Source organism: Mycolicibacterium confluentis (assembly GCF_010729895.1).
Lineage (GTDB): Bacteria > Actinomycetota > Actinomycetes > Mycobacteriales > Mycobacteriaceae > Mycobacterium > Mycobacterium confluentis.
Window position 1 is genome coordinate 4861833 of record NZ_AP022612.1, and the last position, 14600, is coordinate 4876432.

12 protein-coding genes are annotated in these 14600 nt (G+C 69.4%); 2 read left to right on the forward strand and 10 right to left on the reverse strand.

Features of this window, described 5'->3' with window-relative positions:
• From G6N34_RS22925 to G6N34_RS22965, 9 genes are all read right to left on the reverse strand, one after another.
• Positions 1-3552, reverse strand: coding sequence for a tubulin-like doman-containing protein (locus G6N34_RS22925; RefSeq protein ID WP_085151383.1), 3552 nt, complete (start codon positions 3550-3552; stop codon positions 1-3).
• A complete protein-coding gene (locus G6N34_RS22930; RefSeq protein ID WP_179965793.1) occupies positions 3552-6647 on the reverse strand; it encodes a vWA domain-containing protein in 3096 nt (1031 codons plus the stop codon). Before G6N34_RS22930 ends, G6N34_RS22925 begins: the two co-directional genes overlap by 1 nt.
• Positions 6647-7237, reverse strand: coding sequence for a hypothetical protein (locus G6N34_RS22935; RefSeq protein ID WP_133057749.1), 591 nt, complete (start codon positions 7235-7237; stop codon positions 6647-6649). Before G6N34_RS22935 ends, G6N34_RS22930 begins: the two co-directional genes overlap by 1 nt.
• A 52-nt stretch (positions 7238-7289) precedes the next feature.
• Positions 7290-7973, reverse strand: coding sequence for a DUF4190 domain-containing protein (locus G6N34_RS27805; RefSeq protein WP_085151385.1), 684 nt, complete (start codon positions 7971-7973; stop codon positions 7290-7292).
• Between the two features lie 60 nt (positions 7974-8033).
• On the reverse strand, positions 8034-8732 hold the full coding sequence (locus tag G6N34_RS28525; protein ID WP_234812846.1) for a DUF4190 domain-containing protein: 699 nt from the start codon (positions 8730-8732) through the stop codon (positions 8034-8036).
• A gap of 540 nt (positions 8733-9272) precedes the next feature.
• Positions 9273-10643, reverse strand: a complete 1371-nt coding sequence (locus G6N34_RS22950; RefSeq protein WP_085151386.1) for an NAD(P)/FAD-dependent oxidoreductase — start codon at positions 10641-10643, stop codon at positions 9273-9275.
• 9 nt (positions 10644-10652) lie between these two features.
• Positions 10653-11459, reverse strand: a complete 807-nt coding sequence (locus G6N34_RS22955; RefSeq protein WP_109788445.1) for a class I SAM-dependent methyltransferase — start codon at positions 11457-11459, stop codon at positions 10653-10655.
• 8 nt (positions 11460-11467) lie between these two features.
• Positions 11468-12502, reverse strand: coding sequence for an NAD-dependent epimerase/dehydratase family protein (locus tag G6N34_RS22960; protein WP_085151387.1), 1035 nt, complete (start codon positions 12500-12502; stop codon positions 11468-11470).
• Positions 12499-13005 carry a nuclear transport factor 2 family protein gene (locus G6N34_RS22965; RefSeq protein WP_234812847.1) on the reverse strand — a complete coding sequence of 169 codons (507 nt, stop codon included), beginning with the start codon at positions 13003-13005 and terminating at the stop codon, positions 12499-12501. Before G6N34_RS22965 ends, G6N34_RS22960 begins: the two co-directional genes overlap by 4 nt.
• Before the next feature lie 103 nt (positions 13006-13108).
• Between G6N34_RS22965 and msrB the strand changes: the two genes are divergently transcribed.
• Both msrB and msrA read left to right on the forward strand, forming a co-directional pair.
• Complete coding sequence (gene msrB / locus G6N34_RS22970) at positions 13109-13582, forward strand: peptide-methionine (R)-S-oxide reductase MsrB (RefSeq protein WP_085151389.1); 474 nt, start codon at positions 13109-13111, stop codon at positions 13580-13582.
• A 44-nt stretch (positions 13583-13626) separates the two neighbouring features.
• Positions 13627-14088: a peptide-methionine (S)-S-oxide reductase MsrA gene (msrA, locus tag G6N34_RS22975; protein ID WP_276061110.1), complete on the forward strand. Its 462-nt coding sequence runs from the start codon at positions 13627-13629 to the stop codon at positions 14086-14088.
• Between the two features lie 52 nt (positions 14089-14140).
• Here the strand turns inward: msrA and G6N34_RS22980 are convergent, their stop codons facing one another.
• On the reverse strand, positions 14141-14593 hold the full coding sequence (locus G6N34_RS22980; RefSeq protein ID WP_234812848.1) for a PaaI family thioesterase: 453 nt from the start codon (positions 14591-14593) through the stop codon (positions 14141-14143).
• Positions 14594-14600: the final 7 nt, after the last annotated feature.

Consider the following 14600-nt stretch of genomic DNA (forward strand, 5'->3'; position numbering starts at 1 on the left):
TCAAAACGTCCCGCCCTCCGGAATCACCACCGGGCTGCCGTCGTCCACCAGAGCGGCCGCGCCCGCACTGCTGACGCCGGCCGCCAGCGCGGCCGACTCCCGGTCCAGCAGCTTGATCAGCGTGTCGGTCGCCCAGTACACGTCGGGCCCGAGGTCACGGAAGATCGGCGTCTTGGCGGCCTTGGACCGCGTGCCGACCGTCGTGAACGCACCCTCGGGGGCCGCGCCGGGTGCGCCAGCGGGCAGGTACTGCGCCGCGACGTCCCGAATCGTGGCCAGCCACGTCTGCGCGGCCTCGTGCCGCTCGTCGGCCGTTTCGGCGGCGGCCACCGGACCGACGCGGGACGTCACGCCGGGCGCGGTGCTGCCCGACTGCAGGAAGTCCCGCAGCAGGCCCGCGGCCGACAGTTCGACAATGCCGCTGGCGGGATCCTGCGTGTGCGAGTCGTACAGGGCACGCAGCACGCTGTAGGGCCGCAGCGAGCGCATGACCGGCGGCTCATGCGACTGCGCGATGGCCAGCAGGATGCTCTCCAGCACCGCGGGAAGCCAGTCGTAGGGCGCCAGGAAGTCCGAGGGCGGGGTCAGCAGCGGGTTCGGGAAGTCCACCCACGTCGAGGTCTCGCCGTCGAAGATGCGCACGGGTTCGGCGTAGGGCGAGGCCGGGATCTGGATCCGGCCCAGGAGCTGTCCCAGGAACCAGCCCGCGGTCATGACCCGGCGTTCGTCGTCGGTCATCGGCAGCGACGCCGACAGTGGCCGGGACCGGCGCCAGCGCCAGAACCCCTTTCGGCCCGGGCCCGCGATCTGGGACCACTGCTGGGCGGCGGGCTTGAGCACCGAGTCGAATGCCAGCGGCGAGTAGTTCGGGTAGGAGCCGAAGATGTCCACCCGCGTGACGTTGTCCTCGTCAGACAGCGACCGGTCGTAGTTGTCCCGACTGGCCTGGTCGATGCGCGGGTTGGCGCGCAGCACCTCGGCCAGCGCCTCGGCGACGGGTTGGCCCAGGAACGGCACATCGGAGAACTTGTAGCGGTACTCGACCTGCTTGCCCGGGTGCACGCGCTGCAGCGCCTGGTCATTCACGCTGGCCAGAGGTCTCGCCAACGACAGGGCCTCGGCGAACTTGGTGGCGATGTCGCGTCGCCGGTTGGCCAGTTCGGACTCCGAGGCACCCACGCCCGCCACGAAGTCGCGCAGCGAAACCTTGCAGAACTCCTCGAAGGCCTCACCCGGACGCTCGACGTAAAGCCTCGCGCGGCGCAGCAGTTCATGAGTTCGGGTGTGGACGTCAAACTGTGCCATCGACGGCACCCTGGCCCGCCCCGTCTCCGGGTCGGTACCCAGGGCGCGGGTCACCCACGTCGCCGTCCGGGTGATCAGGCCGCCGGGGGCCGAGTAGCCTCCGCTGGTCCGCCACAGGCCGAGGATGACGCTGGCGGCGGCCTCGTCGATCGCGCCGCGCAACGGGATCATGGCGTTGGCGCCCGCGACGGCCTTCGGCAGATCGGTCTCGTACCGGGCCTTGAACGCCGCCGAACTGATCAGCAGCACTTCGTTGTTGGCTTCGGCGAAGCGCGGCGGGACCAGTTCGTCCGCGTCGGCGGGCCAGGCCGAGTACTGATCCGTCGACAGGCGCGCCAGGCCGACGTCCGACGGCGGGTCGGCGCGGGCCTTCTCCAGCAGGATCATCGCCTCACCGAGCGACTCCCGCAGCGGCGCAAGCAGTTCGGGCCCCATCACCCGCATGATGTCTGCGATCCGGGCGGCGGCGTCGGCGAACAGTTGGCGACGCACACTGGCCCGGAAGCCGTCGAGCGCGGTCCCCAGCACCTGGTCGGCGTTGGTCATCACGCCGTGCAGCGAGCGCAGCGCGGCGTCCACCTGAGGCGGGACGGCGACGATGTCGGGCGGCCCCATACTGCCCAACTGCGCGATGCCGGGCGCCAAGGCGTCGTCGATGTAGCGCCGCAGCTTGTCGACGAGTTCCCGCGCGTACGGCAGGCCGAGGTTGGCGACCGCCACGCCGACCATCCGCTCGAGGCGATCGGCGAACTCGTTGTGCCACGCATAGGCCATCGCATAGGCCGCCTCGGCGCACGCCCGGGCCAACTCGCCGCGCCGATTGTGCAGCGCCTGCCGGAAGATCGGCGTCCACTGCTCGGCGTTCATACCCTGCGGGTTGGGCAGGTAGCCACGAAGCTGCCGGTCAATCAGGCCGTTGACGGTGGCATTCACAGCCTCGGGCGGGAACGCGCCCGCGCCGATCCAGTTGCCCAGGATGCCGACTCGCGTCTGCTCGTCACTCACCGACGCGGGCAGCCTCAACTCGGTGCAGTGTGCCGTCCACTGACTCGACAGCAGCGAATCGAGTTGTTCGGTGCTCGACGCCGGATTGCCGGGTTGCATGTGCCCGAAGAGCAGCTTGTCGACGGCACTTCGGGCCAGGCGCTGCGCAGCGTACTCGGCGTAGCGATCGCGTCCCATCGACAGGCTCGAGAAGCCGTATGTGCCCCAGGGCAACACATCCCATGTCGCGATGCCCCAGCCGAGCAGGTCGCGGTCACCTTCGGGGGAGGCCGTGTTACCCAGGTCGTAGGACACGAACTGGTCGCTGGCCCGCCCGCTCATCATCAGGGCCGCCAGTCCGCGGGCCAGGCCGCGGTAGACCGCGTACTGCGAGCCGTCGCCGAACTGTGTGCGGTCGGCGCCGATGTAGCGACCGACGGGGAAGACGCGGGCGAACGGGATGGGCTCCCCCTCGCCGTGCTGCTGACCCAACGCCCGCAGGAGGCGCACATCATGCTCGCGCGCGGCGCCGGACTGGCTCGCGACGATCTCACCGAGCATCGCCAATGCGTTGGCGCGCACACCGATTCGGGCGCTTTCGGGCAGCGACTCGAAGATGTCCGGGGTCACCATGAACACGCCCATGAGCTTGGGATCGAGACCTGTGACCAGGGTCAGAAGTCGGCAGATGTCGAGCGCCATCGACGCACCCGCGCCGCCGGCCATCGAGGACACCACGAGGACCAACGGGGGCTCGTTGGGATCGAACCGGCCCATGCCGGGCACATCCGCCGACGCCATCGCCGAGATCGTCTCGACACGGAACAGCGCGTCCCACGCGGACTGCAGGCGCGCGTGGATCTCGCTGGCCTTCGACAGGGTGATCATGCGGCCGATCGCGCGGTACTGTCCCGCACCCGCGGAGATGGGGTTGGTGACCTCCTGCGGATTGCGCGGGGCCCATGTCGCGATCGTGTCGAGGCTGTTCTCGGCGACCAGTCGTTGCGACAGTGCGCCATCGAGGATCGAGTAGCTGCTGCCCTGCGGACCGCAGCCGATGTAGCTTCCCCCCTGGGCCGGGACGTTGGCCAGGCCTTCGGGCCCGGACTCGGCCGCGCTGGGCACGTCGATGTGAACGAACTGCCAGCCGGGCAGGAGCTTATCGATTCCGGCGGCGTGCAGTTCCGAGCGCAGCTGGTCCATCATGAACGACAACGTCGCGCCGCCGGAACCGCCACATCCCACTACCAAGAATCGACGCATCAGCTTCCTTCCCTAAAGGGGTCGAAGGGTTCGTGTTTCGGCGGCTGTGGCCGCTGCGGGGGCGGACCCTGTGGTGGGCCCTGCGGGGGTCTCGGTGGGGGTGGCCCCTGTGGGGGCGGCCCCTGCTCAGGTGCCTGCGGAGGTGCCTGTGAACGCGAAGGTCCCTGTGGCACCCGGGGTTCGGGCCGAGGCGCGCGCGGTACGCCGCCGGGCCGGTAGCCCGCCGGAGCGGGCTGGGTGCTCTCGTAGGGATCCGGACCGCGTGGCGGCGGGGTCGGTGCGTCGTATGGGTGCACCGGTCGCGACGGCGCAGGCGGCGCGGGCGGCGGAGGGCCGGGCGCGGCGCTCGGAGGCGAGCCGAAGCCCCCGCCGAACGGATCCGCGGCGCCGAACGGGTCACCGCTGGGCGGGCCCGACGGTCCGGGCGCCGGCGCGGCGGCACCGGCGGGAGCCGAAGGCGGCATCGGCGCGCCGCCGAACGGGTCGAATCCAGGGGGTGCCCCGGCACCGCCTGCGTCGCCACCGAACGGCGAGGCGACCTGGGCGGCGGCCTCGGCAGGCATCGCGAGGCCGGCGTGCATCGCCCGCATCCGCAACCCGTTGAGCAGGTCGGGCAGCCTGCCGGCGATCTTCTCGTAAAGCTGTTCGCGCGCCGCGGTGTCGGTGTTGCCGCTGACGAGCAGCAGAACCTCGGCCTGGTCGGCGGGCCCCTGCGGATCGTGCAGCACCACCCACTTGTTGTGCACCGCGAGCGGCAGCACGGCGAGCAGGCCGGACGGATCGCTGCCGGGCAGTTCCGAGCCCACGCTGAGCCGGCCGTCCGCGTCGACTGTCACGTGGCCGGCCCCGAAGGGACTGCGTCCCGTGACGGCGTTGAGCACCACGCCCAGCACCTCAAGTCGTCGGACTCCCCCGCCGGTCAGCCCCGGCACCGGTTGGATGAGGTCCTTGTCGCGCATCGCGAACGGTTCCCCGTCGCGCAACACCTCGTCACCGCGGACCTGGACCGGGATGCGCTCGGCGAGCAGTGGGGTGTCCGGGATCTTGGACACCCACCACTTGGACGCGTACAGCAGCGCCAGCGGGATGCCCGGGCCCAGCAGCAGGGCCGCGATGAGCACCAGCACGAAGTTGGTGGTGTTGAGCGGCTTGATCAGCGAGGCGACGAACGGCACCTCGACGACCTGCGAGTCATCGGGGTTGTCCAGCGCGGCGACGTGCACGGGCACTGTGCCGTTGAGACCACCGTGACCGTCGCGGTCGGTGCGCAACGTGACCATCAGCTCACCGGTCTCACCGGACTGCACCTTCAGGCACGTCTCGGGCGAAGTGGCCTGCGCCGTCACGCGGGGCGTCCCGATGTCGTCGGGGCTGGCGTTGACCTTCACGGCGTCGGCGTCGGCGATCCAGACGCATCCGGGCCCGGTGATGCCCAGCGTCGCCGTGGCACCCTGTGCGGCCTGCACGGTGCCGAAGTCGATGCGCTCCCCAGGCGTGGGCAGGCCCAGCTTGGGCAGGATCTGCACCGGCACCTCGACGTCCTGCGGCGACAACTCGGTGCCGGGGGCGATCTGGCCGCCCTGCGGATCGAGTGCCGGCGCGGTCGTGATGACCAGCGACATCTTGAGCACGCCGCGCCCCGGTTCGACGCCGCTGAGGTCCGCGGAGACGGGCTTGCCCAAATCCTCCTTGGCCGCGGCGTCGACGAGGTCGATGGGTTCCCCACCGTCAGGCACGAGCGTGGCCGTGAGCGTGGCGGTGCCGGCGAGGTCCGCGGCCGACACCACGGCATCCTTACCGTCGACCAGGCCGAACGAGAGATCCTCGACCACCTGACCGCTGCGCCACGACACGTCCTTGGCGTTCGACAGCGCCGGGAAGATGTCGGTGGTGATGTGGATGTTGACCCGCGACACCGCATCGGCGTGCTCGCCGGTGGTGTCGACGTAGACGATCGCCCACTGCCCGGCCCAGCCCGGCGTGCCCGAGTTGACGATCGAGATGGTCTGAGCGGATTCGGACTGCCACTCGTAGTGCACCGCGATGCCAGCGATCTCGGCGTCGGACTTGCCGTCCTTCTTCGGCAGTTCCAGCATCTCGCCGCCGGGTGCCACCAGATACGGGACCACGCCGGGCATTCCGCCGGATCCGAGGATGTTGACGGACTTGATCGAGCGGTCCAGAACGAAGTTGTGCCGAGCCTCCGGGCACACCTGCAACTGGCACACCGGACCCTGCTTGTTCACGCCCGGGTCGGGGTTGAGCGAGTCGAACGCGAACAGCATGTCGTCGATGTTGGCCACGGGATAGAAGTCGCCGGGTACCGGATCGGTGATCTCGCCGCACTCCTTGCCGTTGAGCCCCTTGCCTGTGCTGATTGCCGACATCACATCGAAGTCGGCGGGAGAGCTGTTGGCGCCCAGCCCGATTCCGAGCATCACGATGTTCGACGACCGCACCTGGTCGGCCAGACCGCCGGGCCGGCAGATGGATTCGACGGCGCGCTGGCGGATCTGCTCAACGTTCGCGGGATCGTTGAGGTCGATTCCGTCGGCGTAGGGCTTGGACCCCAGGCGCGGGGTGAAGTCGATCTTGCCGTCGGAGAACCAGGCGATGGCCTGGCAGCGGTCGGCGCCGCGTCCCGCCAGTGCCTGCCTCGCGCCGTCGAGTGCGAGCCAGTAGTCGGTGTCGATGCCGGTGTTCTTCGACGCGATGTCGGACAGTGCCGCCGCGGTGCCGTCGGCGCTGCTCTCGGTCAGACGGGTCCAGTCCTTCTCGGGCGTGTAGGTGTCGGCGAAACCCGCGACCGCGACGTCGAGCTTGGCGCCGACCCGGTCGGCGTAGCGGCCCAGGGTCTGCAGCAGCGGTGTGGCCGCGGCCACGCGCGCCGCCTCCGGGTCGGACTGCTGCAGGCTGCTCGACTCGTCGAACAGCAGTAGGAGATCGCCGGCCTTCGCCGACGCCAGGCACGCGCCGAACCGGTTGGCACCGCCGGTGTTCGCGGCGTTCGCGGTGGCCGTGAACCCGGCCAGCATCAGCGTGGCGACCAGGAATCCCACAGTCACGCGCGCACTCAGGGTCGTGAGTCGAGTCATCACAGCCTGCCCGCCCACAACGCGATCTGCCACGCACCCAACGCAATTCCGACCAGGCACACCGCGAGCACGGCCCAGTACAGGTTCGCGGCCCAGGCGGGAGCCGAGTAGATGGTCTCGGTACGCCTGCGCGTGTCGATCCGGGTGTAGGTGGCCAGGGCTCCGATCGCCACGGGCCCGGCCAGCAGCCAGCCGACAAGTGCCGTGGCGAGAAGACCGCCGGCCAGGGCGCCGGCGAGCGCGATGACGAACCCCGCGATCGCCAGGCCCAGCGCGATGACGAACCAGATCATCGGCGGGCCCGACGTCGTCAGCGCCCCACCCGCCGCAACGCCCGACCCCGGCAGCCCGAACACGTCCTGCTGCCCGCCCGACTGCCCGAAGGCGCCCGGATCCCCAAACGCACTCTCGGGGTTGGGCCGCGCAGGCGACTGCGCGGACGGAGGCTGGTTTGCCCACGGGTCGAAGCCACCGCTGGCCGCGGGCGGCCCCTGATGCGGTGCGGGGGCGCCGCCGAAGGCCGGCGGCGGTGTGCCGCCCGGTTGACGGGCCGGACCGAAGTCGCTGAAGTCGAAGGGGTTCTGGCTCATGCCCACCTCGTCATGGGCGCGCGATGGCGCCGCTGTCGGGGATCTCGTGTGGTCATTGGTAGGGGTCCAAGCAGACGGCCACAGCGCGGTTCGGGGAAGCCGCGGCGTACACGGTGCCGCACTGCCCGCTGTCGGCGACCCGCTGCGTGACGGTGTAGACGCCATCCCGCCGTTGGCAGTCCACTTCGAATAGGTCAAGGGCGTCGTCGGATTCGGTGCTGCGCCGCTGAACCTCGACGCACGTGCCGATCGGCACGGTGGCGTGGTCGACCTTGACGCGCGGCGGAGCTGTGGGGTCGGCCGTCTGGGTGATCGTCGTCGGACGCGGCGGCGTGGTGCCGGCCCTGATCATCGCCGGCGTGGTCGCGGCCGCGCTCGACCCCGACTCGTCATCGGTGGTCAGCCACCAGATGAGTGCGGCGATCAGCGCGACGCACATGAGGTAGCCGATGATCAGGCCCGCGATGGCGGCGGGCCTGCCCCTTTCCCCGGTGCGCTTGATCTGGGGCAGCGCGAGGTGGCCCAGCACAACGCCCGCGGGCGGCAGCACGACGGCCAGCACCGGCGACAGCACCGCAAACGTGTTGAGCGGCGGCCTCTGCGGAGCGGGCGCCTGCGGCCCGGGCGGCGTCGGATACCCGAACCCGCCGCCGTACTGCGTCGAGTGCACGGGTCCAGACGGTGCGCCGAACGGGTCGGGCGACTGCCGCTGGAAGGGATCACCCCCGGGATACATCGGACCACCTTCCCGAAACCGTTGCGGCCCAGACTCTTCGCGAAACTGCGCCCGCCGCCGTCATCCGCGGAAGTCCGATACGCAGGCGAAGACGGTCTTCTCGAGATTGCGCAGTGCGTACCCGGGGCAGGCACCCTCGTAGCTCGCCGTCAGATCAACCCGCAGAACCCCGTCGCGGATCTGGCAGGGGGTGCGGTAGATCTTGATCAGATTGACTCCCGGCTCGCCGGGTTTGGGCCGCTCCTGGACGACCTCGACGCAGTCGCCGATCCGAAGATCCTCGACGAGCACCGTCGGCCTCGCCATGGGCGGCGGGGTCACGACGGTGGTGCGAGTCGTGGGCGGCACGGCCGATGTCGTGGTGGGCGTCGGGGTCACCGTGGCCGGTTCCGGGTCCGCGTCGCCCCCGAGCACCAGCCACAGAATCAGCGCCACCACCGCGAGCACGATCACGAGATACGACAGCGTCACCCCGACCAGAGCGCGCTCCCGGCCACGCTGGCCCGTGCGCTTCACCTGAGACAGTGCGATGTGCCCGAGGACCGCCCCAACGGGCGCGGACAGGATGGCGAACACCACCGACAACGTCGCCAGCGTGTTGACCTCACCCTGCGGCGCAGGCTGCGGTGGGGGCGGATACGGCGGATACCCGCCGGACCCCACCGGCATGCCGAACCCACTCTGGGTCACCGGCGGCCCACCCGGAGTTCCGAACGGATCGCCGCCGAACGGATCGTGCTGCTGTCCACCAAAGGTCATGCCGCTGCCCCACCGCCGACCCAGCACGGACAGAACAGCAGCTCCCGTGTCACCTGCTGAGCCACTGAACCCCCTAGCGCCGTGGTGCTCGCAGAGCAATCGATTAGCCAGCCTAGTGGCAGAGCCGACGACACGTGGGCGAGAGTTACGCGCAGCGTCTGGACCGTAACCCGACCAGGCCCGGATACGCAGTGCCGGCGAGACCGCTGACCGCATGACCCACCACCTTTCGCACCCGGGAACAACCAGTGGCAAATGCTACGGTTAAAACCGTAGCACTGCAACATGTTATTTATTATCGTGCGCGATGATCGCGACACCCCAGGTCTCGCGCCACGGGATCGCTACAGTTTCAGGTGGATGCACGCGGGACCCGCCATCGGGTCCCCGGGATTGCCGCGGCGTTGACAGCCCGAACAGAGCGCTCGTCGGCGCCGGGCACCGAACCGGCCCGAGGAGCCCACACAGACCGCTGCAGCCACCGATCGCACGGACGAACCGATGGCTGCAGCGAAACGATGACAGAACGTGCCACCGCGCCTAGGGGCGGCGGGCGATCCGATCCGCCACGACCGCGATGGGGGATGTGGTCGCGCGCCCGCGCGCTTCATGCGCGTCAGCCACCTTGTACGCCTGATACATCCCCCGGACCCCGAGCCAGCGCAGCGGTTCGGGTTCCCAGGTTCGTGACCGATGGGCGACCCACGGCATGCGGACCAGTTCGGTGTCCCGCTTCAGCACCAGGTCCGCGAGCGTGCGCCCGGCCAGGTTCGTCGCGGTGACGCCGTGGCCGACGTAGCCGCCGGCCCACCCAAGGCCCGTGGTGGCGTCGAAGTCCACCCCGGCCGTCCAGTCCCGCGGCACCGCGAGCACGCCGCACCAGCCATGGGCGATCTCGGCGCCGCGGGTCTGCGGCAGCAGCGAGTTGAGCACCCCGGTCAGGTACGAAATGGTCGCCGCACTCACCTCACCGTCGCGATCGAGGCGCGACGCATACCGATAGGGCATCGCGCGGCCACCGATCGCAATGCGGTCATCGGCCGTGCGCTGGGCGTAGAAGAACCCATGTGCGGTGTCGCCCAACGCTTCTCGGCCTTCCCACCCGATCGCGTCCCACACCGTCGCGTCGAGCGGTTCGGTGGCGATCATCGCCGAGCTCATCGGCAGCCAACGGCGTTTGAGCCCGGGCAGATTCGGGGTGAAGCCCTCTGTCGCGCGCAGTACCACGGGCGCCCGCACCACGCCGTGCTCGGTGGTGGCGCGGCCGGCAGAGACGTCGGTGACCCTGGTCTGCTCATAGAGCGTGACCCCCATTCGCTCCACCACGTCGGCCAACCCCTGGGCGAGCTTGGCGGGCTGGATCCGCGCGCAGTGCGGCGTCCAGCTTGCCGCGACCACATCGTCGATCGAGACGCGCTGCCGCGCCTCCTCCGGCGTGAGCAGGACCGTGTCGGTGTTTCCCCAGTCGCGGTCGGCCTCGACCTCGGCGCGCAACCGCTGCGCCTGCGGTTGGTTCCGCGCGATCTCCAGCGATCCGCCCTTGACGATGTCGGCGTCGACGCCCTCACGCTGAGCGACGTCGATGACCTCGTCGACGGCGCCGTTGAGCAGGTGCTGCCAAGCGATGACGGCGTCATGGCCGTGGGCGGCGGCCAGCAGTCCACGGTGGCCCGGCGCCAGACCCGAGAGCCAGCCTCCGTTGCGGCCCGAGGCGCCGAAGCCGGCGAACCGCTCTTCGAGGACCGTGATCCGCAGGTCCGGTGCGGCCTGCTTGAGGTAGTACGCGGTCCACAGGCCGGTGTACCCGGCCCCGACGATGCACACGTCGGCATCGGTGTCCCCGGGCAGGGGGCTCCGCGGATTCGGCAGCTGCGAGAACCAGTGGGACACTCGGCCATTGATCGTCGGCATCGGATGACCTTAGAACCCGTAGCGGTGGTACTGCGCGACGCCCCGCAGGCCGGGCACTGCGGCACATGTCACGCACAGCCACCGGTACAGCCCGCCGATCTGCTTGAGCTCCTCGGATTCGAACACCGAACCGACCCACAGCGCCCGCAGGCCCGGCACCGCGGCGAGGATCTCCTCTTGGCCGCTGATCCCCCAGTGCAGCGTGCTGCCCGACCGGCGGACCACGGCGTTGGTCCACTGCAGACGGATGCCCAGCGGGTTGAACGCGTCGAACTGCACCTCACCGGAGTCGAACCGATTGACGACGCCACGCAGCAGCGCCACCCCGTCGGTCCGGGTCAGGTACATGGTCAGGCCCTCCGCGAGGACCAGCGTCGGCGCCTCGGTGGGAATCCGGTCGAGCCACGCGAGGTCAGTGACGGACGTGCCGATGGTCCGGACGTGATCGCGCTGAGGGTGGACGCGTTCGCGCAGCGCGATGACGTCGGGGTGGTCGACGTCGAACCATTCGACGCCTGCACCGGGATCGATGCGGAACACGCGACTGTCCAAGCCGCAGCCCAGGTGCAGCACCGTCGCTCGGTCGTGGACGGCCAGGAACTGCCGCGTCCAGGTGTCGAAATGTTTGGACCGGGCGGCCACGCCGGGCGCCTGGCGGGCCGTGATCGTGGTCCGCTTCCAGTCGTAGTCGATCCTGGCGACGGCGTCGCGGGCGAAGGAGTCGCCCAGCACCGACTCGGCCGCGTCGGCGTCCAGCGCCTTGGCGTACAGCGTCGCCAGCATGGTCTGCTGGGGTCCGGTGAGGTCGACGGAGATGCGTCCGCTCACTGGTTCGACGGTACGCCCTTGGCCTTTCGCCGCGCGGCACGCATCTCGGCCCAGAATCGGGCCGCCTCACGAATGGACTCCTCGACCGGACGTGGCTGCCAGCCGAGTTCGGTCCGGGCCTTCGTGCAGTCCACGGGGGCCTCGGCCCGCATCAGGCGCACCGACGGCAACGTCAGGTGTTCGTCGGTGCGCTTCAGGCGTGCCCGGATCGACCCGACCGCGGCCATCGCGTACAGCACCGGCACGGGGATGGACCGCTTCGGCGGAGCGACGCCGGCCTCGTCGGCCGCAAGGGTGACGACCTCGCGGTTGCTGATCATCCGTTCCGAGATCAGGTACCGCTCACCGCCGCGGCCGCGTTCGGCGGCCAGGATCATCGCGTGGGCGGCGTCCTCGACGCCGACGGCCTCGAGTTCGATGCTGTCGAGGATGAACGGCAGCTTGCCGAACACCGTGCCTGCGATCAGCGCCCCGTGCGGCGTCATGCCGTAGTCGCCCCGGCCATAGGTCGTCGAGACGCACATGGCCACCGCGGGCAGGCCACGTTCGCGGGCATACCGCAGCACCAGGTCCTCGGCCTGCACACGCGAACGCACGTACGCGGTCAGGCCTTTCGGATCGATGATGTCGTTCTCGGTGGCCACCCGGCCGCGCTTGCGGCCCACGGTCGAGTAACTGCTGGTGAACACGAACTTCTTGAGCGTGCCCGCGGCCGCGAACTCGGCGGCGATGTCGAGTACCCCGCGCAGGCCTTCGACGTTGGTGCGGAACAGCGGCGACGGATCACGCAGCCAGGCCCGCGTGTCGACCACGCAGTAGTAGACGACGTCGCAGTCGGCCATGGCCGCGCGGATGGTGTCGGTGTCGAAGATGTCGCCGACGAACCGCGTCACGTCCAGGTCGTCGATGGCCACGGTGTTGGCGGTGGCGCGCACGGTCACCCGCACGTCCTCGCCGGCCTGCACCAGTTGCCGTGTGACATGCGAGCCGAGGTAGCCGTTGCCACCGATCACGAGCGCGGTGGTGCTCATCGGCGCGCTCCGAACTTCTCGTACCAAGCCGCGGCCTCGTCGTCGAGCGTGCCGAGTTCCTGGGCCTTCCGACACCATTTGGACGCCGCCGCGACGAAGCGCAGGGGGTTGTAGACGTCCTCCTGCCGGGACCACTTACCGTCGCCCGCATAGGTGACGATCGAGATGTTGGTGGCGCTGATGATCGTGCCGTCGCCAGGGTCGCGCATGGGGTTGTCGAGTTCGCAGATCACCCGGCCCGTCGCCTCGTCGTACACGGTCCACAGCGACGGGAACGCCGTCATGTAGCTGCCCGGGAAGACCGACATCGTGCGGCGGATCCAGGTGCGCACCTCGTCGCGGCCGCGCATGGTGCCCGCGGCGTGCTCGATGTAGAGCACATCGTCGGTGTAGTGCTCCACCCACGCGTCCCAGTCCTGCGTGCGGGCCGCCTCCGCCACGTCCTGCTCGAAGGTCTGAAAGGCAGCGGCGAGCTCATCTCTGGTGAAAACCGTGGCCGTCACACCAGAACTAGAACACGTTCTATCGCGGTTTGTCGAGGCCCTGATCGCGGAACTATTCGAGGCCTGCGCGCGGTTATACAAGCACCGCATCAAGGAAGGACGCATGGCCTACACCAAGGATCCCGCAGCCCTCGAGGCTTTGTCGCCCGAGCAGTACCACGTCACGCAGCAGAGCGGCACCGAGCGACCGTTCACCGGCGAGTACTGGGACCACCACGAACCCGGCATCTACGTCGACATCGTGTCGGGTGAGCCGCTGTTCACCTCGCTCGACAAGTTCGACAGCGGCTGCGGTTGGCCCAGTTTCACCAGACCGGTGGCCGCGGAGAACATCATCGAGAAGCGTGACTTCAGCCATCTGATGATCCGGACCGAGGTGCGTTCCGCACACGGAGACAGCCACCTCGGGCATGTGTTCAACGACGGCCCCCGCGAGGCGGGAGGGTTGCGCTACTGCATCAACTCGGCTTCGCTGAGGTTCATCGGTGCCGAGGACCTGGAAGCCCAGGGGTACGGCGAGTACGCAGCACTCTTCACCCAGAACACCGAGCACGGCACCAAGGAGGACGACAAGTGAGCAACACCCAGACCGCGATCCTGGCCGGCGGCTGCTTCTGGGGCATGCAGGACCTGATCCGCAGGCAGCCCGGGATCGTCTCGACGCGCGTCGGATACACCGGCGGGCGCAACGACCATCCGACCTATCGCAATCACCCGGGCCACGCCGAGGCCGTCGAGATCGTCTTCGATCCCGCGCAGACCAGCTTCCGCGACATCCTGGAGTTCTTCTTCCAGATCCACGATCCGAGCACCAAGGACCGCCAAGGCAACGACGTCGGCACCAGCTACCGGTCGGCCATCTTCTACGTCGACGAGGACCAGAAGCAGGTCGCGCTGGACACCATCGCCGACGTGGACGCCTCGGGCCTGTGGCCCGGCAAGGTGGTCACCGAGGTGACCCCGGCCGTCGACTTCTGGGAGGCCGAACCCGAGCACCAGGACTATCTGGTGCACTACCCCAACGGATACACCTGTCATTTCCCGCGTCCGGGCTGGAAGCTGCCCAAGCGCGAAACGGTCTGACACGAAACGCACAGCGGCGAGCGTGAACTGCGGTTCACGCTCGCCGTCTATATCAGCTGGGGTGCGTGCGAATCTGATACTGACCGTGCGTCTTGGCCACCACATTGCCACCCGCGTCGGTCACCACGGCCTCGACGATGTAGTCGGCCTTCCCCTTGGCGTCCGCCTCGGCCTGCACGGCCACGATGGTGTCCTCGTCCAGGCTCGCCTCGGCCCGCAGGTCGGTGGTCGCCATGCCGACGAACTTGATGTCGACCTGCTTGACCAGCGGGAAGAACCGAGTGGCGTCGAAGCTCGACAGCGCGAGAATGCCGCCCAGGATCTCGGCCACGGTGAACACGACGCCGCCGTACACGACGCCGAAGTGGTTGCCGTTGCCCTCGGCGGGGACGGTCGCGGCCGCGAAGCCGCGGCGCGACTCCGCGATCCGGACGCCCATCTGGTGTGCGGCGGGGATGGTCGTCGCCATCCGAGAGTTCATCAGATCGATCACGGAATCAGTCACGCAGACG